This is a genomic window from Thiofilum flexile DSM 14609, from assembly GCF_000380185.1.
Lineage (GTDB): Bacteria > Pseudomonadota > Gammaproteobacteria > Thiotrichales > Thiotrichaceae > Thiofilum > Thiofilum flexile.
Window position 1 is genome coordinate 38,067 of the sequence record NZ_KB904752.1, and the last position, 26,736, is coordinate 64,802.

Consider the following 26,736-nt stretch of genomic DNA (forward strand, 5'->3'; position numbering starts at 1 on the left):
TGGGACTTTGTTCGGTTATGTTCTATTTAACGTGAACGATGGAAGGGTTTTCCTAATGAAATCGGCGCGTAAAGCTTAATACGCTTTTGGTTCATGGATAAGAATACTAATACTACTATAGTAGCAATATAGGGCATACTGCCTAGTAAATTAGGTGAAACATTAAATCCTAAACCTTGCACCACTAAATGTAGAATGCTCATTAAACCAAATAAATAGGCACCTAATAATATTCGTCCGGTTTGCCAACTAGCAAATACGACTAAAGCCAAAGCAATCCAACCCCGCCCAGCACTCATATTCTCAGCCCACATCGGGGTATACGCGAGTGATAAATAAGCCCCCGCTAACCCTGCCATCGCCCCGCCAAACATCACGGCTAAATAACGGGTTCTAATCACGGGTAAACCGACAGCTTCAGCCGCATGAGGATTTTCTCCGACAGCTTTGACTATCAGACCTGGGCGTGACCAACGAAAGAACCAATAAACGCCGAGAAAAATAATAAAGGATAAATAAACTAATAAATCCTGCCCAAAGAGCATTTTACCAATAATAGGTGTATCACTTAGTCCCGCTACATTAATCGGTTCAAAACCCTTAATGGGCTGGCCTACATAACTAGCCCCAATGAAAGCGGATAAGCCAATACCAAAAATAGTTAGTGCTAAGCCTGTAGCAACCTGATTGGCATTTAAGGTAATGGCGATAAACCCAAAGAGCAGCGACATTAAAATACCCATTAGCATAGCGAGTAAAACACCAATGAATAAATTACCCGTAGCATAGGCCGTAATAAAGCCTGCCACCGCTCCCATGAGCATCATGCCTTCTTGCCCTAAGTTTAGTACGCCACTTTTTTCACAGACCATTTCACCTAGAGCGACTAATAATAAAGGGGTTCCGGTGCGTACCATGGCATAGAGCAAATTACTCAGCATATTGAGATCAAAGTCCATTAGTTTGCTCCTTGAGAAAGAGTGGTGGGTTTGGTTTTAATGAATCGATAGCGAATCAAGACATCACAGGCTAATAAGTAAAATAACAACATGCCTTGGAATAAGGAGGTGAGGGCAGCAGGAGTGCTGAGCTTAATTTGTGCTAATTCTCCGCCCATATAAATCAGCGCCATTAATAGACTAGCAGCTAAAATGCCAATGGGGTGTAAGCGCCCTAAAAACGCCACAATAATAGCAGCATACCCATAGCCGGGTGAGACATTCGGAATCAGTTGACCAATGGGGCCTGTCACTTCACAGACTCCCGCCAAGCCTGCCAAACCACCACTGATCATTAAGACTAACCACGTCAATCTTTTCTCTGGGTATCCAGCAAATTTAGCGGCTTTGGCTTCCATACCCATAACTTTCATTTGAAACCCTAGGAAGCTTTTACTCACCAAAAACCAAACTAATAAAACAGCTATTAATGCTAAGCCAAAACCAATATGGACGCGTCCGTCTTCCATGAGTGTGGGTAAGGTAGCACCGGCTGAAAAGGCGGCTGATTCGGGAAAGCTATAACCTTCTGGGTCTTTAAGCGGGCCATGCACGGCATATTGCAATAAATTCAGGGCAATATAGTTGAGCATAATGGTGGTGAGGATTTCATTGGTATTAAATTGTGTTTTGAGATAGGCCGCAATGCCTGCCCAAAACATCCCCGCTAATATCCCGCAGATAAGCACTAATACCAGTACCGCTTTTGATTCACTGTCTGGGAATTGTAATGCAACCGCACTGCCTACTAATGCGCCCATGAGGAGTTGCCCCTCGGCACCGATATTCCAAATATTAGCGCGATAGGCCACCGCTAGCCCAATGGCGCACAGTAGAATCGGCGAGGCTTTGACTAACCATTCAGAGACCCCTTGGCTGTCTTGTAGTGGGGCTATTAAAAAAGTGTGCAAGGCGGTTAAGGGGTTATAGCCAAGAGCGGTAAATAGAATCGCCCCAGTGATTAAGGTCAATAAGCCTGCTAGTACAGGCGATAAATAGACCATGAGCGCGGATGGCTCACGGCGTGGTTGTAGTTTAATCATGCCGCAGCCTCCTCAGTATTAAAGACTCCTGCCATCCATTGTCCTACTTCATCAATAGTCGCTTGTGCGGTGGGTTTAAAAGGGGATAGTTGTCCATCAAAGATGGCTCCGATGCGATCGGAGATTTGAAATAATTCATCGGTATCTTCAGAAATCACTAAAATCGCAGCCCCTTGATCGCGTAACTGAATCAAGGCTTGGTGTATCGCAGTGGCAGCCCCAATATCCACGCCCCAAGTGGGATGGGAGGCCACTAATAGCTGAGGGTTTTGCAGAATTTCACGCCCAATAATAAATTTTTGCAGATTACCCCCTGATAGGCTCGCCGCGTGCGCTTGGGCATTCGGGGTTTTGACTTTGTAGTCTTGAATAATCTGTTCGGCAAAGTGTTTGGTTTTACCAGAGAGCACCATACCGCCTTTAACTAAACCATGCAGAAAGCCCGTGAGTAAGCCATTTTCAGTCAAAGTCATATCGGGTACTGCACCGCGCCCCAGACGGTCTTCGGGGACAAAGGCCATGCCTAATTGACGGCGCTCGGTGGGGTTGAGTGAACCGACTGCACCTGTGGGAAAGCGGATACTGTCTGCCGTTGGAGTGAGTGTCTCACCACTTAAGGCGGCTAATAGCTCTTCTTGCCCATTACCGGCAACCCCTGCAATCCCTACAATCTCGCCACTGCGCACCTGTAAGGAGATATTTTTTAGTGAAGTGCCAAAGGGATCATGTGAAATTTGATTGAGCTGGTGCAGGGTTAAAAAGACCTCACCGCCTTGTTTTTTCTCATAGGTATTAGAGACCGGCGTTTCATCACCCACCATCATTTTTGCCATGCTTAAGGTGCTTTCATCGGCAGGGGTACATTCACCCGAAACGCGTCCCCCACGTAGGATCGTGGCTTTATGGCATAGTTCTTTTACTTCATAGAGTTTGTGGCTGATGAATAAAATGCTGCAGCCTTCGCTTGCCAATTGGCGCAGGGTGACAAATAGCGTTTTGACTTCTTGTGGGGTGAGTACCGAGGTCGGCTCATCCAGAATCAGCAGTTTAATGTCTTGGACTAAGCAGCGCACAATCTCAACCCGTTGGCGTTCGCCAATCGAGAGCGAATGCACCGGACGATGTGGCTCTAAGGCCATACCATAGCGTTTTGAAATGGTGCTAATTCGTTCGGGTAGGGTTTTGATATCACCGGCCTGATCGCCTAAAGCCAGCGCAATGTTTTCACTCACGGTCAGCGTTTCAAACAAGGAAAAATGTTGAAATACCATGCCAATCCCAAGGCTGCGGGCCTGGGCAGGGTCACGTATTTGAATGGGGTTGCCTTCCCAAATCATGGCTCCGGTGTCGGGTTTGACTACGCCGTAGATAATTTTCATCAAGGTGCTTTTTCCTGCACCATTTTCGCCCAAAAGTGCATGAATTTCGCCCGGTAAGATGGACAGATGAATATCGTCATTAGCGAGTGTGCCGGGGTATTGTTTGCGAATACCCTGTAGCTCTAAACGTGCAGTGGTGGCGGTCATGCGGACTCCCAGATAAATGAAGGGGGTAGAGCGCAAATGGTAGCAGACTCAACCTAATCAGGGTATGTGCAAGATTGGTTCCAAAGGGGGAATGAAGTTAAGGTGTATTATAAACGTGGGCTAAGTCAATGGATCAGCCAATCTAAACGAAATTTTTTGCACCATGCTCGAATAATCGCTTGTTCTTCTGGAGTAGTAGAGCGATTGGCATATCCTCGAGCTTGAGTAATTTTTTTATGATAGGGGTGCACCTCAATTGTTATCAGACGTTTATTGTTCTTCTGTAGTGAAAAAATGGCGGAGGAGTTGTTTTTACACGAATAGGCGTAGCCTCCTACACAATGGCGTTGGGCAGCTCCTTCTTCTCGTAACGCGTTTGAATTATTCAACTCCTTAAAAGACCATTGGTTATGATTAGTGGAGTATTCCCAATCCCAGCTATGTTTTTTCCAATTTAAATTAATGTTATATGTATATCTATTATAGATAGAGTCATAATAATTATTAGCTCTCTCTAAACAGGCGGCTAAGCTACGCCCTTTCCAACTAAAGGGATCAGCATTGCATCTACGAGCTTCTGAGTTTAAATGCATCGCCCAGTCTAAAATAAGCTCTATTTCACGATAGGTTAGCCTAGAATGATGGTGTGTTAACCAATTAATTGTTTCACACCAAAAATTTCCATAAATATCAGTATTATAGGTGGAGTGGAGATAGGCATTATTTACTATGCAGTTTTTATTATCAGACTGGAAGCATTCCAGCGTTGCTCTAAATATTTTATTATTTCCGCCTAATGATTTAATTTTTGTATAGTATAGTACAGAGTCAATGGCAATATTAGAGGGTGTTTTAAATAAATGAAGCTGTAGTTGTTTGGGTAAGGCCCATTTAAACGATTGAGCTGAGCGTGTTAAGCTTCCACCTTGAGCTAATAAAATAAACCAATAAAAATAAAAATTTATATCTTTGTCATAAGCGCTAGACCAGATAGAATATAAGCAAGCAGGTATAGGATAGCGACCAAAGACATGATCTAATAAGCTTTCTAATGTATTCCCTTGCCAAGTATTAGGGGATCTTATCCAAAAATCCCTAAATAAAAGCAAATTTATAACTACATTGGTATTGAGTAATAGAGCAATAGCATGGTACTTATGGGGGTCAATAATATTCTCATTAATAAGATCCAAGACTAGATTAAATTCTTGTTCAATTTGTTGCCAATGATTAAATAACTCTATTTCTAATCGGTATGCATTGCGTTGAATAAAATCACTATCTTCATCATCATGAGTATAGTCTTTAAAGCTAGGATTTAGGGTTTTTAATAAATCACTTAGTATCGGTTTTACAAACTTAGTATCGACTTGATGAGTCAATTCATACCCAGTATTATCATAATCATAATACCGATCATAATAATAAGGAGATCGATGGTCCCAGTTTTCATAGAGATCGTCATATATTGTTTCATAAAAACATTCATTATCGTGCTTAACTTGCTGGGTATAATTGTTAGACGAGTAATAAAGAGGATCTAGATCAACGCAGCGCAAATAGCCGTTTTTAAAATCATTTAACCTTAGTCCTATATGGCTATTGTGCATAATTTTACTGTTTTTATGATATTTCACAGCCTTACCCTTTGCTTTATACTAACATAGGTATGAAAGCAACATACGTGCCATATTCTTGTATATTTTAGTTTATTGTTTTTATTGAGTATTTTTAATTTTAAAAATATAACAATGATAAAATCCTATCATAAAAAATAGATTTCTATCTGAAATGAGTTTCCATTACAAAGTTCCGTTTACAGCCGCCAGTCAATTTCTGCTTGTAACTCTTCTGTACTCTCATAAGTTTGCAGTTCAACTCCCCATTTGCAGCATTCATATAAAAACTCATAACGATCCATATTGCCGCCGATAAATTCCAATGCCGCACCAGTAGAGAGTCGACCATGATGATAAAGATCAATGGCAGTATTAAGCTTAAGTAAGTGTATTAGCTCGGTAGGAGATTGATAGATTAAGTATTTTTCGGGAATATTTAGTGTAAGTTGCATAATAGATTTCCTTGAGTTCTTTATTTTAGCATGACTGAATATCTGGCAGTGAAAATCAACTCATCCCAAAAATATAACCTAAATCAATGCCTTGCTCCTGAAAGGGTGGAATAAATACCCGTTGGCAATCTTCGCTATTCTCACATTCTTTGGAAAAAACGACGCGGTAATGTTCTCCCGCTAGCTCATAAGCAATCAGGGTCTTATTTTCTGGGGAAATAATCCAATAATAAGGGACTTGATAGGTTTGTAAGCGTATTAAGTGCGTTACTAAATCCTTATGCTCATGCCCCGGAGACGTAATTTCACAGACCCAATCGGGTAAAGTCTCCATAACACCCGCAGGAGGAGTCGGAACACGCTCTTTACGCCAACCGGCTAAATCATGAGTGGGGCAGTGATGTTGGTTATATCGCACACTAATTTCCGTCACAATCCACCACCCGCCACCATCTTTGCGTCGTTTAAAGGTAGCCATTTCATCCGATAACCCTGACTGTGCCAAGGCATGGTTAAATCGTGCCATGGGGCGCTTGACGATTTCACCATTAATTAGCTCAATGCGCTCATCCTTCAATGTGGCGAGTAAAAAGTCAGCGACAGTTACTAATTGACGGGCTTCCATTGGTTATTCCCCTCAGATTGATGTAAGAACAGTATACTGAATGTCATAGGTAACGGGTTCAAGTGAATAGTATAGAGGTTCAAGGCACAAAATCTAATTGGCACAACGGTTGTATCTGCGTCATTATTCATGAAGCAGCTAGACAGCATTGAAGGAGTAGGTTGTGATCCAGTTTTTACTCAATGACCAATTGATAACCTTAGAGCAGATCGATACGAATACCACCGTATTGGATTATTTACGTCTCCATCGGCAGCAGACCGGCACTAAAGAAGGCTGTGCTTCGGGTGATTGTGGTGCCTGTACCGTGGTGTTGGGTGAATTGAATGAGGCACAAACTGGATTACAGTATCGAGCGATCAATAGCTGCATTACCTTATTGGGGGCGCTACAAGGCAAGCAATTAATCACCGTGGAGTGTCTCGCGGGTGAAAGGCTGCATCCTGTCCAGCAAACGATGGTCGATTGTCACGGCTCGCAATGTGGCTTTTGTACGCCAGGCTTTGTCATGTCATTGTTTGCTATGTGGAAACAGCAGCCAAAACCCAGCCATGAGCATATTGATCTAGCTCTTGGGGGCAATTTATGTCGTTGCACCGGGTATCAGCCGATTATTAAAGCCGCGCAAGCCCTAGGCGAGTATGCAACTGATGATACCTTTAGTGCGAATGCGCAGACGACACGTCAAGCCTTAAAAGCGCTTCAGCCCGCCTCACACTTAGCCCTATCCTATCAACAGCAACAGTACTTTTTACCTCATACTCGCGCGGAGCTAGCTGAGTTATGCCTGCACTATCCTGATGCTCGACTCGTCGCGGGTAGTACGGATTTAGCCTTAGAGATTACTCAAAACCTGAAAGAATTACCGTGTTTGATCGGCGTGAATCAAGTACAGGATATGCAGCAACTAGACGTGCTCGCCGAGAAAATCATTATTGGTGCTGCGCGACCCTATAGCGATTGTATGGAGGTGATACACACCTATTACCCCGCTTTTGCAGCCATGATGCAGCGTTTAGGCTCAACACAAATCCGTAATCAAGGCACCTTTGGGGGCAATATTGGTACAGCTTCCCCGATTGGTGATACCTTGCCAGTATTATTAGCACTCAACGCTGAGGTGGAGTTACAAAAGGGGGAGCATATTCGCTTGGTGAATCTCAATGATTACTTTACCGGCTACCGCAAAACCGTATTAGAGAAAGGTGAGTTTATTGCAGCCGTGCATATTCCGCGCTTGCAAGCACAGCAAGTGTTGATGGTGGATAAGGTATCTAAGCGTTTTGATGATGATATTTCAGCCGTATGTGCAGCATGGGTTTTGACGCTCAATAATAATGTCATTGAGTGCGCGAGAAGCGGCTATGGCGGTATGGCAGCCACACCAGCCAGAGCTTTAAATGCTGAGCAGGCTTTAATCGGTAAGCCCTTAGATCACACCACGATCCAAGCTGCCCAGCAAGCACTCGCTCACGATTTTAAGCCAATGAGTGATGTCAGAGCTAGCAGTTGGTATCGCATGATGGTAGCCCAGAATTTATTGGAGCGTATGAGTCTTTCAGTCCATCAACCTGCTTAGTTTAATAGCGCTAAGTAGTTATAGCAAAGTAATCGGGTATTTTTGGAGCAGTCTTGGCGGCAAGGATGCCGCCTTGTAGCGTACAGGGATGTATTCATAGCGGCTGCGGAAGAAATACTCGATTACTTTGTCTCAAGTAATTATCAGGCTTTTTGCTTAACTATTAAGCTGTATATTTTTAATATAAATGGGTTAACTCTTATTTAAATAAATTTATTTTGTGCTATAAAGAATTAGTGTAAGTTTTATTAGGACGATTATGAACGACACACTTAATTCATCATCTAGCTCGGTTTTATTAGTAGATTTAAATAATTTTGCTCGTTACCCAACGCTAGCGATTGGTTATTTAGTAGCACCTTTGCGTCAGGCTGGTTTTAAAGTAGAAGTATTATCACCGCTTGCACAAGGTGCTCCGGCTATGACCCATGAAGTAGCCGAAACGAAGTGGGAGCATATTAAGCGAAGAGTTTATTTTTCTACCCATCCCTTGATGCAATCATTGCATGAGCCTTTGCGAGCTTTTTATGCTAAGCGTAGTTTTAAACCCCACCAACCCACATTATCTTTATTAAGTGAGCGCCTACAAACAAATCCGCCAGATATTATTTTATTGTCTGCGTATTTAGAGCATTATCCGACCGTACAGTGGATTGGTGAGCAAGCCGCTTTATTTAACATACCTGTTTTATTAGGAGGACCTGCTTTTACGCATGCTGAAACTATTAAAAAATGGTCACAGTTAAAAGGGATTAGTGCTGTTTTTGCCGGTGAGGCAGATTTTGTCGTGGCGGATTTAGTGCAGCATCTCTGTACTGGAAAGCCAGCACAAGAATGGAAAGGCGAGGGGCTTTCTACGCTATCGAATGTTAATACAGTTGCTAGGCCTTTAACTCAGTTAGAGCAATTACCACTCCCAGATTTTAATGATTTTCCTTGGGAGTATTATCCCCATCGCATTGTGCCTGTTATGGCAGGACGAGGCTGTAGTTGGAATATTTGTACTTTTTGTAGCGATGTAATTACTGCTAATGGGCGCACCTTTCGTTCACGCCCCTTAATGGCTATTTTACAGGAATTAAAAACCCAAGCCTTACAGTATCAAGCTAAAGATTTTATTTTTTTGGATTTAAAACTCAATTCAGACTTAGTGATATGGCGGGGTTTAATTGAGCACTTTCAAACTGTTGTTCCCGGAGGACGTTGGATTGCGACGGTACATGTCGATGGTAAAGGTGAGCATGGTTTAGACCGGGCAATGCTAACACAAGCCAAAGCGGCAGGTTTAACCCGAATTAGTTTTGGTTTAGAAAGCGGTAGTCAGCGAGTATTAAAGCGTATGGGGAAGGGGACTACGGTGGAACGTAATGCCCAATTTATTCAAGATGCTCACGCCGCCGGTTTGAGTGTACGCTGCTCTATGATGCTAGGTTATCCCGGCGAAACCTTAGAAGATATTGAGGCTACACGTGATTTTTTAGCAGCTCATCATGCCCAACTAGATCGAGTTCGCCCAGCACGTTTTAAAGCGATTCCCGGAACCCGTTTTGAGCGGCTATATACACATCGTCCGCAGCGTTTTAAAGGTGTGGAAGTGCAGCAATGGGATTATCGTTTAGCACGTGCTAATTATCACAATACCGCAACCTCGCCTCTGGCCTATCGGCGTGTTAAAGCACAAGTATTAGCCCTGATTCACCAGATTAATAGTAAACCGCTACGCGATGGAGCGCGTCAATTTGATGGTTTAATGTGAGTCTCAAGCTAATAAACTTTAAGTGGGGGCTTGGAAGACTTTTTCGTAAACCTCTACAACGCTTAAAGTGCAGCCGATAGCGGCTAATGGAATGACATCATTCCATTCCGTGGCCTCAAATAAGAGCCATTGGTTTTGTTCAGTTTTGACATAGCGCTCAATACTTAAACGGTCTTGGGCGACTAATATATATTCCTGTAACGAGGCTAGACGTCGATAATGTGCAAACTTGGCACCACGATCATAACCCTCAGTAGAGGGTGATAGCACTTCGATAATCAACGTTGGATTGATAAGTGTATCTGATTTTTCATCTTCAAATTGTAGCTCACCACAAGCAACAGTGAGATCAGGATAAAAATAGGCCTCATTCGGGCGGGTACGCACACGCATATCGGCTACAAAGGCGGAGCAAGGTTTTTGACGTAATTGCGCATGTAGCAAACCCGTTAGATTAAATACCAATTGATTATGCTCACGACTAGCCCCTGCCATAGCGTAAATCTGCCCATTAATAAACTCTGCTCGCTCAGTACTTTGGCGCTCCAGCATTAAATAGGCGCTAGGTGTTAAATAAGATTGTATGGCAACTGGCATAATGGGACTACCTTGAAGTAGGTAAAACAGGATCTTAGTGTAACATGGGCTACAGTGTTCACCCTTATTTTAGCTCAAACTCATTCGCATCACGCCAAGCGGGAAATTGGGTCTTAAATTGATTTAAGGCCTCTAGGCTTAAGGTGCGTGTCTCTACAAAGGGAGTACTCGGTGCCTGATCAAGGAGTAATTCACCTTTAAAATTCACCACTAATGAATCACCTGTATAGTTCAACCCTGAGCCATCTTGCCCGACTCGATTAACCCCCACAACATAACTCAAGTTTTCAATCGCGCGGGCTTGCAGCAAGGTACGCCAAGCCATACGCCGAGGTTCAGGCCAGTTAGCTACCACAATGGCAAAATCATAGTCATTACGATTACGCATAAAGACCGGAAAGCGTAGGTCATAACACACTTGAGGCAGAATACGCCAACCTTGATAGGTAAAGATTTTACGCTCTTGTCCAGCTTGGTAGTGTTCGGGTTCTGGACTCATCCGAAAGAGGTGATGTTTATCATAATACAGCACCTCGCCCTCTGGGGTAACAAAAGTAAAACGATTTACAAAACCGGTTTCAATTTGAGTGGCAAGCGAACCACAAATAGCTGCCTTTAAAAGACTAGCCTGTTGTTTTAACCACTGTATGGTTTCACCCTCAAAGGATTCGGCATGCAATTCGGGCTGCATACTAAATCCAGTGGTAAACATTTCAGGCAATATGACTAAATCCGTTTTACCCTGAAGGGTAGCAAAGGTACTGCTAAAGTAGTCACGATTCGCGGCGGGATTTTGCCAAATTAGATTAGCTTGAATTAAGGTAATACGTAGCTCATTCATATTAATCCCCTTTAAATATTCAAACTGCGTAAACGTGCAGTGCCATGTTTTAACGTCATACTATTTTTAGCAAAACAAAAGCGGATAAGTTTCATATCAGCAGGCGGGTTTTCATAAAATACCGAAACGGGAATCGCGGCAACGCCAATATCCGTGGTTAACCAGCGGCAAAAGGCCACATCGTTTAGTTGGCTAAGGCCGGTATAATCGGCTAATTGAAAATAGGTTCCACTGCTAGGTAAGAGTTTAAAGCGTGTCTCTTGCATTAACTGGCTAAACTCATCACGTTTAGTTTGATAAAAAGCGGGTAATTGCTCCACATGCTGAGGGTTATCTCGCATCACATCGACTAAGGCATATTGCATAGGTGTGCTAGTAGTAAACGTCACATATTGATGAATTTTACGGAATTCTTGGGTTAAAGCAGGGGGCGCTACGCAATAGCCTATCTTCCAGCCCGTGGTATGGTAGGTTTTACCAAAGGAAGAAATCACAAAACTACGAGCGTATAATTCGGGGTGGCGATGAATACTCGCATGCGCTAAACCATCAAAAATAATATGCTCATAGACTTCATCCGACACGATGAGAATATTCGTATCGCGCACTAATTCGGCTAATTGATTTAAATCATGCTTATCTAAAACGGTGCCGGTAGGATTATGCGGGGTATTAATAATAATTAAACGCGTTTTAGCATTAATGGAGTCTTTGAGTTGCTGCCAATCGATTTTAAAGGTGGGCGGTAATAAGTTTAAGCGCACCGCTTTACCCCCATTTAAGGTAATCGCAGGCTCATAACTATCATAGGCGGGATCAAAGATAATCACTTCATCCCCCTGTCGCACTACGGCACTAATGGCATTAAACAGGGCTTCGGTAGCGCCTGAGGTGATGGTGACTTCATCAGGGGAGACGGGATTAGCGTATAAATGCTGCACTTTCAGGGCGATTTGCTCACGTAGCGCGGGAATGCCTGCCATCGGTGCGTATTGATTTAAACCTTGGGCGATATATTTGCCCACACCTTCTAGTAAGAGCGAGGGGCCATCAAAGTCAGGAAAGCCTTGGGACAGGTTCACCGCTTTAAAATCAGCCGCTAATTGCGACATGACGGTAAAAATCGTTGTACTAATATGCGGTAATTTAGAAGCGGGATAGTTCATAGTCGAGCACGTTTAGTCAATGAGAGGGCTAGTCTAACATGAGTCATTAATAAGCGAACTAGGCGACGGGATTTGTTTGCTTGGATGGGTAAGTGTCGACAATGCTGCAGGGCAATATTTCACTATTGGATCAAAACACGTTTAAATCTACTGATAGAGCGTCTATACTAGCTACTTTATTAACGTTGATTTTTATTATGTCGACACCTATGCTGAAAGTAGGTGACCATGGGATTAGATGTATGACAATGAACACAATCGCTACTTATCTAGCAGATACCTGGGGTTTAAAAGAGTTAGCTACTATTCACTGGAATCAAACCGCGCCAGTGTTGTATGAAGCTGCCGTGCGCCATGCAGAGGTCCAAGTGGCTGAGGGCGGTTCAATCGTGGCTTATACGGGGGTATTCACGGGTCGTGCACCTAAGGAAAAATTTACGGTAGAAGAAGACACCAGTCGTGAGTATATCTGGTGGGGCGATGTGAATAAGGGCATGAAAGAAGCCCATTTTGAGCGCCTACTAGCCGATGCCCAAGCCTTTTTAAAAGGCAAAAGTGTCTATGTGCAAGATTTATTAGCGGGCGCTGATCCTAGTTCAGAGTTACCGATTCGGGTGATTACCCAAAAAGCATGGCATGCTTTATTTGCCCAGAATATGTTTATTCGTCCTAGTGAGTTAGGGCGTGAATTAGGGGTTGATGAGCCACGTTTTACCGTATTACATGTCCCCGATATGCAGGCTAATCCCGCGATTCATGGCACCCATTCCGGCACCTTTGTCATTATTAATTTCAAACAGCGCCTAGTACTAATTGGTGGTACGCATTATGCGGGTGAAATTAAGAAATCTATTTTCTCGGTGATGAATTATATCCTGCCACGTCAGGGGATTATGTCCATGCACTCTTCTGCCAATGTAGGGGAAGAGGGTGATGTGGCCGTATTATTTGGTCTGTCAGGTACGGGCAAAACCACATTATCAGCTGATCCTAAGCGTCAATTGATTGGGGATGATGAACACGGTTGGAGTGATCAGGGCGTCTTTAATATTGAAGGCGGTTGCTATGCCAAAGTGATTAATCTATCACAAGAGCAAGAGCCGATGATTTATAAAACCACCCATACTTTCGGTACAGTACTCGAAAATGTGGTGATGGATGAAGCGACGCGTAAGCTCGATTTATTTGATGGCAGTATCACCGAAAATACCCGCTCTAGCTATCCAGTCACTCAAGTGCCGAATGCGCTGTACCCCGGCAAAGCAGGGCATCCTAAGCATATTATTATGTTGACCTGTGATGCGTTTGGGGTGCTCCCTCCGATTGCTAAACTCACGACTGAGCAAGCGATGTATCATTTTATGTCAGGCTATACTGCTAAAGTAGCGGGGACTGAAAAAGGTGTAACAGAACCTACCGCAACCTTTAGTACCTGTTTCGGTGCTCCATTCATGGCTCTACACCCCTCGGTTTATGCGGATCTATTGGGTAAGAAAATCAATGAGCATGGGGTATCGTGCTGGTTATTGAATACCGGCTGGAGTGGGGGCGCGTATGGTGTCGGTAAGCGTATGAAGATTAGCCATACCCGCGCTATGCTCAATGCTGCTTTAGATGGTTTCTTGGATAATACCCCGATGCAAGTAGATCCCATTTTTGGTTTACAAGTGCCGGTCAAATGTCCGGGTGTACCTACTGATGTATTAGATCCTTCCTCGACTTGGGAAGATAAAGCGCTTTATAAAGAAAAAGCGACGCAATTAGCCCATGCCTTCCATGAAAACTTTAAAAAGTACGCCGAAGGTACCAGTGAGGCCATCCGTAATGCAGGGCCAGTAGCCGGACGCGAATAGTCTCGTTTATGTTTTTTCTAACAAGTTTTCTCTAGCATCAGACTTCTGCTCGTGTAGATTTTGTGAGGATCACCTCATGAAATTACACGAGGCAGAAGTGCCATTACTCTTGAATAGCTCCCCACATTCTTAACCGATTCCACAGACAACTTTGTCGCCTATAAAGCTGATTATACACCCTGTCGCTTTGGTAAATAATTCCTTGATAAACAAATAGTATGTCATAACAGTTAAAAATTTCTTGACTTATGAAACAATTGTTTCATAATAATGATTTTATCTTGACATATGAAACGATTATTTCATAATAATAAGGTTAATTGAGGTAAAAAAATTATAATAGGCCATTTTTTAAAGAAATGATCTTAGTTATGGATCAGTATTCCAAGATTTAATTATTACACAATATTTTAGATAAATTTTAAGTGACTAGAATAAATTTTGATTTTGTACACTACGTTCATATTAAAAATAGAAGCTTATGATCTCATTACACATTAAATCAGATAAACATAGGTTAGCTATAATTTTTTGAATTTTATAGTTTAGGTGGGTGGGTTATTGTGATTGTCTTAATTTTTTTAATAAAGTCTATAAAATCTTAAGTTATTAAGATAGCTACTTAATTAGCTTAATCTATTTTGAATTATTTATATAACAACTATAGCAATATAGGGCGGGTATAATCATGCTAAAAATAGCTAGTTTTAAAGTCAAACTGTATTGGCTATACAGTCTATTTCTCTTACTTTTTTATTTTCCTGTACCCGCGTTAGCGGCAGTACCGGCTATTGGGGGTTCTAGTACTTGTACGGCTACCGGGGGTACCGATGTACTTTTTCTAGTGGATGACTCAGGATCGGTCACTGACGCAGAATATACTGAGTTTGCTGCAACCATAGTGAATATCGGTAATACACTGCTGGCTGCTAATCCAGCCACCCGTCTGGCTGTGGCTCATTATGCAGGGCCTGATACTGGCCCTGAGATTGGTCAACAGATCTTTCTTGAGCGTGATTTTTCGACCGCTGCACTCTCCTCTCCTGTACGTCATTTTGCCCAAACTTTGCTGTATACTGATCATTTGGCAGGCTCTGTTTATCAAGTGAGCTATGCGCTGGATGGAGATGCTGCTACCACCTCTAGTTATATTGTAAGCCCTCTCAAAGAACTTAGTCGTGATTTAAACCGTCCTTTGCAAATTGTGGATTTTACCGATGCAATGCGAGCGGAGTCATACGGCACCGCCGTACTCCCTGGCGAAGCCAGTGCTATGATTGATATTCCGGGGTATGACTATGAACCCAATGATGCCTCTAACTTTACCATCTTCAATATATTAAAAAACCAAGGGGTTAAGTTTTCAGTAGCACTTCTTAGTTCACCTGCACCAGCGGTGACTAACCCCGCCGCCGCCGCCATTGCCTCGGTGGGTGGATCGTGGACAGGTGCTATAGAAGATAATCCGGTGGATCCTGAAGGATCTAAGACTCTCCCTAGACGTTTTGAAACCTCCGCTACTACTTTCACACTCTCTGCCACACAAATTACGAATTTTGTTACCCCCATTGCTAATATGTGCCCCTATAATGTTAATGCAGCGCCTGTGATTAGCAGTAATGGGGGTGGCGATACGGCCGCTATTAGTGTGGCGGAGAATCAAACCGCAGTGACAACAGTGACCGCCACCGATGCCGACGGGGATACCCTGACTTATAGCATTACGGGTGGAGCGGATGCGGCTAAGTTCACCATCAATAGTAGTACGGGTGTCTTACAATTTGCCACAGCCCCTGACTATGAAGCGCCTACCGATAGTGGAGCTAATAATGTTTATGACGTTCAAGTGACGGTATCGGATGGCAGAGGTGGTACGGATCTGCAAACCATTGCCGTGACAGTGACGGATGTCGCTGAAAGCATACCTGTTATTGGAGGTTCTGGTACTTGTACGGCTACGGGGGGTACCGATGTTGTGTTTCTATTGGATAACTCAGGATCTGTCCTTGCGGCAGAATATACTGAATATGCCTCAACGGTGGTGAGTATCGGTAATGCGCTGCGTACTGCTAATCCAGCCACTCGTATTGCTGTCGCTCATTTTGCAGGCCCCTTGAGTGGTATACCCTTCTCCGATTATGGCCAGTATCTCTCTCTAGAGCGTGACTTCTCAACCGCTGCGCTCTCCTCGCCTGTACGTCAATTTCCCAGCATTTATAACTATGGTGAGGACAATCTAGCCGGTGCTGTTACTCAATTGAGCTATGCGCTGGATGGGAATGCCAGTACTACCTCTAGTTTTGTTCTAAGCTCGCTCAAAGAGCTAAACCGTGATTTAACTCGCCCCTTACAAATCGTCATTTTCACCGATGCCTATCGAGACGGGTCTGTCGCTGGTTCTGCCATGATTGATGGGGTGGGGTATGGTTATGAGCCGAATGATGGGTCAAACTTTACCATCTATAACCTCTTAAAAGCCCAAGGTGTTAAGTTTTCAGTCGCAGCGCTTACGCTACCTAATGGAATCACAGCCGATGAGCGTGATAAAGCGGCAGCTGCCATTGCCTCCGTGGGTGGATCTTGGACGGGTATTATAGAAAGTAATCCGGTGGATCCTGAGGGATCTCAGACTAGCCCTAGACGTTATGAAACCTCTTCTACCTTCACACTGTCTGCTGCACAAATTAGTAACTTTGTAACATCAATCGCTAATATCTGCGGTCCTAATGTAGCACCTGTGATTACCAGTAATGGTGGTGGTGCAACAGCGGCTATTAGTGTGGCAGAAAATCAAACGGCTGTTACAACAGTCACAGCCACCGATGCGGATGGGGATACTCTCACTTATAGCATTACAGGTGGAGCGGATGCCGCTAAGTTCACCATCGATAGCAGTACGGGGGTCTTACAGTTTGCTACAGCCCCCGACTTTGAAACGCCTACCGATTCTGGAGGCAATAATGTTTATGATGTTCAAGTCACTGTATCGGACGGTAATGGTGGTACAGATATGCAAGACATTGCAGTCACAGTGACGGATGTAGCTGAAAATGTGGCACCCGTGATTACCAGTAATGGGGGTGGTGATACCGCCGCTATTAGTGTGGCAGAAAACCAAACTGCAGTGACAACAGTGACAGCCACCGATGCCGACGGGGATACCTTAACCTATAGCATTACAGGTGGAGCGGATGCGGCTCTGTTCACTATTGATAACAGTACCGGCGTTTTACAATTTGTCACAGCTCCCGACTATGAAGCCCCCACCGATACCGGAGCTGATAATGTTTATGATGTTCAAGTCACTGTATCGGATGGTAAGGGTGGTACGGATATGCAAGCGATTAGTGTTACCGTGACGGATGTAGCTGAAAATGTGGCCCCCGTGATTACTAGCAATGGAGGCGGTGATACTGCCTCTATTAGTGTGGCAGAGAATCAAACCGCCGTTACAACAGTTACCGCTACCGATGTGGATGGGGACAACCTCACTTATAGCATTACAGGTGGAGCGGATGCCGCTAAGTTCACTATTGATAACAGTACCGGCGTTTTACAATTTGTCACAGCTCCTGACTATGAAAATCCTACCGATACCGGAGCCGATAATGTTTATGATGTTCAAGTGACGGTATCCGATGGTAAGGGTGGTACGGATATGCAAGCGATTAGTGTTACTGTTACGGATGTCGCTGAGGGGGGAGTCGTCTTACAAGTGAGAGGCTTTTTACAAGGGCCGTTTAGTAGCGAAACTCAGCTAATGTATGATTCATTACGTACTAAAAACTTAATCCCTAGTACTCAACCTTATACCGCTGCGCCCTTTAATTACTCAGGAACTGAGCAACTCAATGCTGCTTTGTTAACCGTGAGTGATTCAAATGCGATAGTTGATTGGGTATTAGTCGAGTTACGTAATGCGACTAACCCTAGTACCCTCGTAGCACAAAAAGCTGCCTTACTACAACGAGATGGTGATGTGGTTACAGCGGATACAGGTAGTGTGGATCTGACCTTTGCGAGTGTGGCGGCGGGTAATTACTATGTGGTCTTACGTCATCGTAATCACTTAGGTGTTATGAGTGCGAGTGCTTTAGCTTTAAGCCCTGTCCCTAGTCTGGTTGATTTTACCTTATCCGCTACCGCTGTTTATGGCAGCTATGCTCGGTTAGAGGTGGATAGCAAGGCGGTTATGTGGGCGGGGGATGCGAATAAAAGCAATCAAGTGATCGCCAATGGCCCTAATAATGATGTCAATGATCTATTAGGCCCTGTATTAGTTTATGAAAGCAATTCATTACTAAATAGTAACTATCAATTAGCGGGGTATCGTATATCGGATATCGATATGAATGGCTATACGCTGTTTGCAGGCCCTAGTAATGACACCAATATTGTCATTGGTAATGTATTAATGCACCCCAGTAATACTAGCCTTTCAGCCAATTTTGTGATCCCAGGTACTATTCCAAACGTCCAATAATACGACTCATACTTCCTTTCTATTCATTAGGATAGAAAGGAAGTCAATGATCTCACTTCGATTTTCTCTAACAACAGACTTCTGCTCGTGTGAGCTTCGTGAGTATTACTTCATGAAGCTACACAAGGCAGAGCCGCTATTACTGCTGAGTGACTCTCTTCCTTCCCCTCATTCTTAACCGACTCTACTTTCGAGCAGGTTATTACCTACCTTTTTCATTCAGATTAGCCTAATAGGCTGCTAGCACTAGATCACTTCGCTGTCTATGAAGCTGATCATACACCCTATCGCCTTGGTAAATAATTCCTTGATAAATAAAGAGTATGTCATAATAGTTAAAATTTTTTCTTGACTTACGAAGCAATAATTTCATAATAATAGGGTTAATTGAGGTGAGAAAATTACAATAGGCCATTTTTTAAAGAAATGATTTCGGCTGTTGATCAGTATTTCAAGATTTAATTATTACGCAATAGGTTAGATAAAATTTTAAGTAACTAGAATAAATTTTGATTTTGTACACTAAATTCATATTAAAAACATGAACTTTTGATCTTGTTATGCATTAAATCAATTGAGTATCTAAGCGTTAGGTTAACTATAATTTTTTTGAGTTATAGCTTATGGGGCTGCTTATTGTGATTGTTTCAATTTCTTTTTTAATAAAATCTATAAAATATTAAATTATTAATATAGCCACTTAATTATTTTAATCTATTTTGGATTATTTATATAAAAACTATAGTAATGTAAAGCGGGTATAATCATGCTAAAAATAGCTAGTTTCAAAATCAAACTGTATTGGCTATACAGTCTATTCCTCTTACTTTTTTATTTTCCTGTACCCACGTTAGCCGCAGCACCTGCTACTGGAGGTTCTACGAGCTGTACGGCTACCGGGGGTACCGATGTCATTTTTCTATTGGATAACTCAGGCTCTGTCCTTGCTGGAGAGTATGCTGACTATGCCTCAACGGTGTTGAGTATCGGTAATGCGCTGCGTACTGCTAATCCAGCCACCCGGATTGCTGTCGCTCATTTTGCAGGCCCCTTGAGTGGTGTACCCTTCGCCGATTATGGACAGTATCTCTCTCTGGAGCGTGACTTCTCAACGGCTGCACTTTCCTCCCCTGTCCGTCAATTTCCCAGCATTTATAATTATTCTGAGGACAATCTAGCGGGCGCTGTGAATCAATTGAGCTATGCGCTTGATGGAAATGCCAGCACCACCTCTAGTTTTATTCTAAGCCCCCTCAAAGAGCTGAGTCGTGACTTAACTCGTCCTTTACAAATCGTCATTTTCACCGATGCCTATCGAGACGGGTCTATCTCTGGTTCTGCTATGATTGATGGGGTGGGATATGGTTACGAGCCTAATGATGGATCAAACTTTACTATCTATAACCTATTAAAAGCGCAAGGTGTTAAGTTTTCAGTCGCCGCACTTACGCTACCTAATGGAATCACAACAGATGAGCGTGATAAAGCGGCTGCAGCGATTGCCTCGGTCGGTGGATCTTGGACGGGTATTATAGAAAGTAATCCGGCTGATCCTGAGGGGTCTCAGACTAGCCCTAGACGCTATGAAACCTCCGCTACCTTCTTACTGTCTGCTGCACAAATTAGTAATTTCGTTACCCCCATCGCTAATATCTGCCCTCCTAATGCAGTTCCTGTGATTACCAGCGATGGTGGCGGGGATACCGCTGCTATTAGTGTGGTAGAGAACCGAACCGCTGTCACAACAGTCACCGCCACGGATGCCAATGGAGATACCCTCACTTATAGCATTACCGGTGGAGCGGATGCGGCTAAGTTCACCATCGATAGCAGTACTGGCGTCTTACAATTTGTCACCGTTCCTGACTACGAAGCGCCCACCGATAATGGAGCCAATAATGTTTATGATGTTCAAGTGACTGTAGCGGATGGTAAAGGCGGCACGGATATGCAGGCCATTGCAGTGACCGTGACGGATATGTTTGATAATCCCGTACCGGCTATTGGAGGTTCTGGTCTTTGTACGGCGACGGGGGGGACAGATGTACTTTTTCTTTTGGATAACTCAGGATCTATTGTTCCGGCAGAATATACGGACTTTGCCTCCACGGTGGTGAAAGTGGGTAATGCGCTGCGTACTGCTAATTCAGCCACCCGTATTGCAATAGCTCATTATGCCGGGTCTCTTGGAGGAGCAGATTTTGGTCAAAATGTCTATTTTGAGCGTAATTTTTCAACGGCGTCTGTCGCCTCTCCAGTACGCCGATTTACTCCTCCTTCTACCCCTAATATGACCGAAGATAATATGGCGGGGGCTATTTATCAAATGAGTTATGCCCTTGATGGAAATGCCAGTACCACCTCTAGTTATATTGTCGGCTCTCTTAAGGAGCTGAGTCGTGATTTAACCCGCACTTTACAAATCGTTATTTTCACGGATGCGACTCGGTACTATCCCGACTCCTCAGCCATCATTGATGGTGAGGGGTTTGGCTATGAGCCTAATGATGGATCAAACTTTACTATCTATAATTTATTAAAAGCCCAAGGTGTTAAGTTTTCAATTACAGCGCTTTCGATAGCGGAAACAGTAGGGGGGGAAACGGTGGAGATGCGTGATGCTGCTGCCGCTGCTGTGGCCTCCGTCGGTGGGTCTTGGACAGGTGGTATAGAAACTAATCCAAATGATCCAGAAGGGTCTCAAACCTCTCCAAGGCGTTTTGAAACCACGACTAACTTTTTACTTAATGCGACACAAATTACTAATTTCGTTACCCCCATCGCTAATATCTGCCCGCTCAATGCAGTACCTGTGATTACCAGTAATGGTGGTGGAGCAACGGCCGCTATTAGTATGGCAGAAAATAAAACAGCGGTAACGACAGTAACAGCCACTGATGCTGATAACGATATCTTGACCTTTAGTATTACCGGTGGAGCGGATGCGGCTAAGTTCACCATCAATAGTAGTACTGGCGTCTTACAATTTGTCACAGCTCCCGACTATGAAGCGCCTACCGATTCTGGAGCCAATAATGTTTATAATGTTCAAGTCACAGTCGCTGATGGCAAAGGTGGCACAGATATGCAGGCCATTGCGGTGACAATAACTAATGTGGTGGCTGAAAATGCTCCCCCAGTGATTACCAGTAATGGTGGTGGTGATACAGCCGCTATCAGTGTGCCAGAAAATCAAACCGCAGTTACAACCGTCACCGCGACGGATGCGAATGGGGATACCTTAACCTATAGCATTACAGGTGGAACTGATGCAGCTAAGTTCACCATCAATAGCAGTACGGGCGTCTTACAATTCGTTACAGCACCAGACTTTGAAACGCCTACCGATAATGGGGCTAATAATGTTTATGATGTTCAAGTCACGGTCTCCGATGGCAAAGGCGGCACAGATATGCAAGCCATTGCAGTCACAGTGACTAATGTGGTTGAAAATGTTCCCCCTGTGATTACCAGCAATGGTGGTGGAGATACCGCAGCAATCAGTGTGGCGGAGAATCAAACTGCAGTCACAACGGTCACGGCAACTGATGCGGACGGGGATACCCTGACTTATAGCATTACAGGTGGAGCGGATGCGGCTAAGTTCACCATCAATAGTAGTACCGGAGTTTTACAATTTGTCACCGCTCCCGACTATGAAGCGCCAACCGATAGCGGAGGCAATAATGTTTACGACGTTCAAGTGACAGTCTCTGATGGCAAAGGCGGCACGGATATGCAGGCTATTGCAGTCACAGTGACTAATGTGGCTGAAGGTGTTGTATTACAAGTGAAGGGTTTCTTACAAGGGCCGTTTAATGCTGAGACTTATTTGATGCATGATTCATTACGTATTCTCAATATAATCCCTAATAGCCAACCCTATACGATAACCCCCTTCGGCTATACTGGCACAGAGCCGTTAAATAATACTCTGCTAACAGTCAGTGGTGTTGATGCTATAACTGACTGGATACTAGTCGAGTTACGTAATGCGACTAACCCTTCTATCATAGTGGCACAACAAGCGGCTCTCTTACAGCGTGATGGGGATGTGGTGACGGCGGATACCGGGAGTGTGAATCTGACGTTTGCGAGTGTGATGGCGGGTAATTACTATGTGGTCTTACGTCATCGTAATCACTTAGGTGTTATGAGCGCGAGTGCTGTAGCTTTAGGTTCTGCGCCTAACTTAGTTGATTTTACCTTATCCGCTACCGCTGTTTATGGCAACAATGCACGGTTAGTGGTGGATAGTAAAGCCGTTATGTGGGCAGGGGATGCGAATAAAAGCAATCAGGTGATCGCAAATGGCCCTAATAATGATGTCAATGGTCTATTAGGACCCATATTAGTGTATGAAGGTAATACATTACTGAATAGTAACTATCAATTAAATGGGTATCGTATATCCGACGTCGATATGAATGGCTATACGCTATTTGCAGGCCCTAGTAATGATACTAATCTTGTCATAGGTAATGTTTTAATGCACCCCGGCAATGCTAGCTTTTCAGCAAACTTTGTAGTGCCAGGTACTATTCCAAACGCCCAATAACATGACTCATACTTCCTTTCTATTCATTAGGATAGAAAGGAAGTGGCTTGTGGTTTTATATTTTTAGCGCCTCAGTAATACGCGAGCGAATATATTCTTGATCATAGGTTTCGGTAATCGGTGAGCCATCGCGCCAAGTAATATAAAACACATCCTCGGCTTGTTCGCCTAGCGTCGTGATTAAGGCATTACGCACGGTTAAATCTAGCTCATAAAATACTGCGCCTAAACGAGATAAGAGTCCGGGCATATCGCCTGTTCTAAGCTCCATTTCTGTTAATTGCCGCTCAATGTTTTGACGGAAATGGACACGAGTCGGAATATCAAAGTTGCGTAAAATACGCGAGCGATGATGCTGACGTGGAATGATTTCGGGTAAGGTTAAATTATGTTTTAAGGTTTGAATTACATAGTCCTCATCATTTTTACCAATGAGCTGATTATTAGGCCCTAATACATGCAAGGTATATAAGTCATGCTCGTCAATAGACGTTAGTCTTGCTTGTACAATATTAAGATTTAATTGCTCCATCGTAGCGGCAACACGGAAAAATAAATCTCCTTTATCATGCCCGTAAATAAAGACGAGATTAATATTGCCTGAAACCGTTTCACTGAGTTGCACTACGGGTAAATGATGTTCTCGTGTGGATAGTAAACATTCTGCATGCCAGCAAATAGATTCAACCGAATGCTGTAATAAATACTCCTCACCTAAACGATCCCAAAGGCTCTCACATTCATCCACTGAAAAACCTAATTTCACTAAGCATTCTAAAGCAGAGCGTTTCTTCTCCTTGATCAATGAATCACTTTGTTGTGAATGCGGGGTACGTGCTTGTAAATGGCGACGGGTGGCATGATAAAGCTCATGTAATAACGATTCTTTCCATCCATTCCATAATTTAGGATTAGTACCACGAATATCGGCAATGGTAAGTAAGAATAAATAGTCTAGACGGCTTTGCTCTACTACCTGAGCAGCAAAATCAGCAATAACCTCAGGGTCGCTAATATCTTTACGTTGGGCGGTAACACTCATAATCAAATGATTGCGGACTAGCCAGCTCACTAAACCCGAATCATGTAAATCCATATTATGCTCACGACAAAAGTCATACGCATCTTTTGACCCTAATTCGGAGTGATCACCATTACGACCTTTGGCAATATCATGAAATAAGCCTGCTAAATACAGTAGCTCTGGTTTTTGCAAATTGCGAAATACTTGGCTACAAAAAGGCATTTCCTGCTCGCCTTTCGGAGTACTATAATGGCGTAAATTACGTAATACCCAAAGCGTATGCTCATCAACGGTATACACATGAAATAAATCATATTGCATGCGCCCTACAATACTCGCAAAAGCGGGAATATAAGCTGCTAAAATACCTAAACGATTCATCAGGCGCATTACAAAGGTAATGCCAGTATTTTGCTGTAGAATTTGGCGGAATATTTGCCGATGCCGTGATTGTTGTCTAAAGCTATTATCAATACGATAAACATTACGCCGAATCAGCCGAATAGTATCGGGTGTTAAGCCGGTAATATGGGGCGTAATCTGCATTACCAGAAAAATTTCCAGCAAAGCAGTCGGGTATAATACAAAAGTATCGGGTGAACTAACTGCTAAATAACTGCCATAACGTTGATAATGCTCGCCTAACATAACCGGAGCAGGGTAGGTAGGCATTAAGACCTTATCACGTAATACCCCAATTAATACTTCCGTTAAACGTTCTAATTCGGTAATGGTGCGATAGTATTGATGCATAAAAGCTTCAACCGCACTATTACGATTAGGGTCGTTATAACCAAAGGCTTGAGCAAGAGCATGTTGATAATCAAATAAGAGACGATCTTCTTTGCGTTTAGTGATTTCGTGTAGTAAAAAGCGAATACGCCATAAAAAAGCCCGTCCGCGTTGTAGCGTACTATATTCGCCCGGTTCGAGTAGTTGGTGCTCGTGTAGTTCTTGTAGGGATAATTGCCCGTATTCGCGTTTAATAATCCACGTAATCATTTGAATATCGCGCAAACCGCCGCGCCCTTCTTTTAGATTAGGCTCAACGCGATAGGAGGTATCGCCGAATTTAATATGGCGCTGTTTTTGTTCTTCTAGTTTAGCGGTAAAAAAATCTTGGCTAGACCACATATTGTCAGGGGCTATGGTTTTATTGAGTAGCTCAAATAAATCATGGCTGCCGGTAATATAGCGCGACTCCACTAGATTAGTAATAATCGTTAAGTCTTGGCGTGCGGCAGCTTCGCATTCGGGTAGGGTGCGCACACTGTGGCCTACTTCTAAACCGATATCCCACAGCATAGTAATAAACTGCCCAATACGTTCACTACAATGCGGGTCGGGGGTAGCTTTGAGCAGAATGAGTAGATCAATATCCGATTGAGGATGGAGTTCGCGTCGCCCATAGCCCCCGACGGCGATCAACGTGGTATTAAGATTGGCTTCTTCCGGTAGAATTTGCTCCCATAAACCTTGGAGCAAATTATCAATAACATGGGTATGGGCATGGAGCAAGGTGCGAATATCTAAGCCAGCATGGAATTGCTGGCTTAATAGTTCTCGCGCTTGTTTAAGATACTGCCGATAGTGGGCAGGGCGCGAAGGCTCGGTTTTTAAAAAGGTTCTATATTGTTTAATAAATGCGTCAGTTTGTTCAAATACACTCATTGTACCATGCGTTCCTGCCAACCTTCTTCTTCTGGTCGGAGCGTGAGAATCTCAAAGCCTGTATCAGTGACTAGTACCGTGTGCTCCCATTGCGCGGAGAGCTTGTGATCTTTAGTCACGACGGTCCATTGATCAGGGAGCAGTTTAATATCTCGCTTGCCCTGATTAATCATCGGTTCGATAGTAAAAATCATCCCCGGTTCCATAATGATTTTATCATTATCAGCATGGTAATAGTGCAAAACTTGAGGATCTTCGTGAAACTTAGCCCCTATACCATGCCCACAAAATTCTTGTACCACACTATAGTTCTGACTATGAGCGTAAGCTTGGATGACTTTACCAATGGCGCTGAGTTTTGCGCCGGGTTTCACTTGTAAAATACCCAAATAGAGGCAGCGTTGGGTGACCTGTGCTAAGCGTTTGCCTGCAATGGTAGGTTCGCCCACGGAAAACATTTTGCTGGTATCACCATGATAGCCATCTTTAAGCACGGTAATATCAATATTGATCTCATCACCTTTCTTTAGGCGCTTATCACTAGGGATACCGTGGCAAATCTGATGATTAATAGACGTACAAATCGATTTAGGAAAGGGGGGGCGACCGTAGTTTAAGGGTGCGGGAATGGCTTGCTGTACATTAACAATATAGTCATGGCACAGGGTATTAAGCTCATCGGTACTCACACCCGGTTTTACATGCGGTTCAATCATTTCCAATACGTCCGCCGCTAAGCGTCCCGCAATGCGCATTTTTGTAATTTCTTCAGGGGTTTTAATCGTAATAGTCATGAAGCCGTAGGTTCCGGTAGCACTGTAAAGGGATTCATGGTATAAAGCGCCCGCGATTTTCGCAAATATATTGTTATTTTAAATCCACACATACATCTGAAACCTGCCATTCAGGGTGCTCTAGATTCCAATACTCGGATAATTACTAGGG

16 protein-coding genes are annotated in these 26,736 nt (G+C 43.5%); 5 read left to right on the plus strand and 11 right to left on the minus strand.

Annotated features, from left to right (window positions below):
* Window positions 1-26 precede the first annotated feature (26 nt).
* From A3IK_RS0104540 to A3IK_RS0104565, 6 genes are all read right to left on the minus strand, one after another.
* On the minus strand, window positions 27-959 hold the full coding sequence (locus A3IK_RS0104540; protein WP_020558794.1) for an ABC transporter permease: 933 nt from the start codon (window positions 957-959) through the stop codon (window positions 27-29).
* Entirely contained in the window at window positions 959-2,041 is a 1,083-nt protein-coding gene (locus A3IK_RS0104545) for an ABC transporter permease (protein ID WP_020558795.1), read from the minus strand. Before A3IK_RS0104545 ends, A3IK_RS0104540 begins: the two co-directional genes overlap by 1 nt.
* Window positions 2,038-3,567: an ABC transporter ATP-binding protein gene (locus A3IK_RS0104550; RefSeq protein WP_020558796.1), complete on the minus strand. Its 1,530-nt coding sequence runs from the start codon at window positions 3,565-3,567 to the stop codon at window positions 2,038-2,040. Before A3IK_RS0104550 ends, A3IK_RS0104545 begins: the two co-directional genes overlap by 4 nt.
* Window positions 3,568-3,692: 125 nt before the next feature.
* Window positions 3,693-5,204 carry a PcfJ domain-containing protein gene (locus tag A3IK_RS0104555; protein ID WP_020558797.1) on the minus strand — a complete coding sequence of 504 codons (1,512 nt, stop codon included), beginning with the start codon at window positions 5,202-5,204 and terminating at the stop codon, window positions 3,693-3,695.
* 179 nt (window positions 5,205-5,383) lie between these two features.
* Window positions 5,384-5,638, minus strand: coding sequence for a UPF0175 family protein (locus A3IK_RS0104560; protein ID WP_020558798.1), 255 nt, complete (start codon window positions 5,636-5,638; stop codon window positions 5,384-5,386).
* 55 nt (window positions 5,639-5,693) lie between these two features.
* A complete protein-coding gene (locus A3IK_RS0104565) occupies window positions 5,694-6,263 on the minus strand; it encodes a Uma2 family endonuclease (RefSeq protein WP_020558799.1) in 570 nt (189 codons plus the stop codon).
* A gap of 163 nt (window positions 6,264-6,426) precedes the next feature.
* Here A3IK_RS0104565 and xdhA point away from each other — a divergent pair, with 163 nt between their 5' ends.
* Together xdhA and A3IK_RS0104575 are read left to right on the plus strand one after the other, a co-directional pair.
* Window positions 6,427-7,842 carry a xanthine dehydrogenase small subunit gene (gene xdhA / locus A3IK_RS0104570; RefSeq protein ID WP_020558800.1) on the plus strand — a complete coding sequence of 472 codons (1,416 nt, stop codon included), beginning with the start codon at window positions 6,427-6,429 and terminating at the stop codon, window positions 7,840-7,842.
* 259 nt (window positions 7,843-8,101) lie between these two features.
* Entirely contained in the window at window positions 8,102-9,598 is a 1,497-nt protein-coding gene (locus A3IK_RS0104575) for a B12-binding domain-containing radical SAM protein (protein ID WP_020558801.1), read from the plus strand.
* Between the two features lie 18 nt (window positions 9,599-9,616).
* Here A3IK_RS0104575 and A3IK_RS0104580 read toward each other — a convergent pair whose 3' ends face one another.
* From A3IK_RS0104580 to A3IK_RS0104590, 3 genes are all read right to left on the minus strand, one after another.
* Window positions 9,617-10,195, minus strand: coding sequence for a Uma2 family endonuclease (locus A3IK_RS0104580; protein WP_020558802.1), 579 nt, complete (start codon window positions 10,193-10,195; stop codon window positions 9,617-9,619).
* Between the two features lie 64 nt (window positions 10,196-10,259).
* Entirely contained in the window at window positions 10,260-11,036 is a 777-nt protein-coding gene (locus tag A3IK_RS0104585; RefSeq protein ID WP_020558803.1) for an amidohydrolase, read from the minus strand.
* Window positions 11,037-11,047: 11 nt separating this feature from the next.
* Window positions 11,048-12,202, minus strand: coding sequence for a pyridoxal phosphate-dependent aminotransferase (locus tag A3IK_RS0104590; protein WP_020558804.1), 1,155 nt, complete (start codon window positions 12,200-12,202; stop codon window positions 11,048-11,050).
* A gap of 242 nt (window positions 12,203-12,444) precedes the next feature.
* On the opposite strand from A3IK_RS0104590, the gene pckA reads away from it, so the two are divergent.
* The 3 genes from pckA (at window position 12,445) to A3IK_RS0104605 (ending at window position 23,096) form a co-directional block, all read left to right on the plus strand.
* Window positions 12,445-14,055, plus strand: a complete 1,611-nt coding sequence (gene pckA / locus A3IK_RS0104595; RefSeq protein WP_040848692.1) for a phosphoenolpyruvate carboxykinase (ATP) — start codon at window positions 12,445-12,447, stop codon at window positions 14,053-14,055.
* Between the two features lie 688 nt (window positions 14,056-14,743).
* On the plus strand, window positions 14,744-18,538 hold the full coding sequence (locus A3IK_RS0104600; protein ID WP_020558806.1) for a cadherin domain-containing protein: 3,795 nt from the start codon (window positions 14,744-14,746) through the stop codon (window positions 18,536-18,538).
* A 766-nt stretch (window positions 18,539-19,304) separates the two neighbouring features.
* Window positions 19,305-23,096, plus strand: a complete 3,792-nt coding sequence (locus A3IK_RS0104605) for a cadherin domain-containing protein (protein WP_020558807.1) — start codon at window positions 19,305-19,307, stop codon at window positions 23,094-23,096.
* 55 nt (window positions 23,097-23,151) lie between these two features.
* On the opposite strand, the gene glnD is transcribed toward A3IK_RS0104605, so the two are convergent.
* On the minus strand, window positions 23,152-25,791 hold the full coding sequence (gene glnD, locus A3IK_RS0104610) for a [protein-PII] uridylyltransferase (RefSeq protein ID WP_020558808.1): 2,640 nt from the start codon (window positions 25,789-25,791) through the stop codon (window positions 23,152-23,154).
* The gene (gene map / locus A3IK_RS0104615) at window positions 25,788-26,585 is read right to left on the minus strand and encodes a type I methionyl aminopeptidase (RefSeq protein WP_020558809.1); all 798 of its coding nucleotides are present in this window, start codon (window positions 26,583-26,585) and stop codon (window positions 25,788-25,790) included. The genes glnD and map overlap by 4 nt, the downstream gene beginning before the upstream one ends.
* Window positions 26,586-26,736 lie beyond the last annotated feature (151 nt).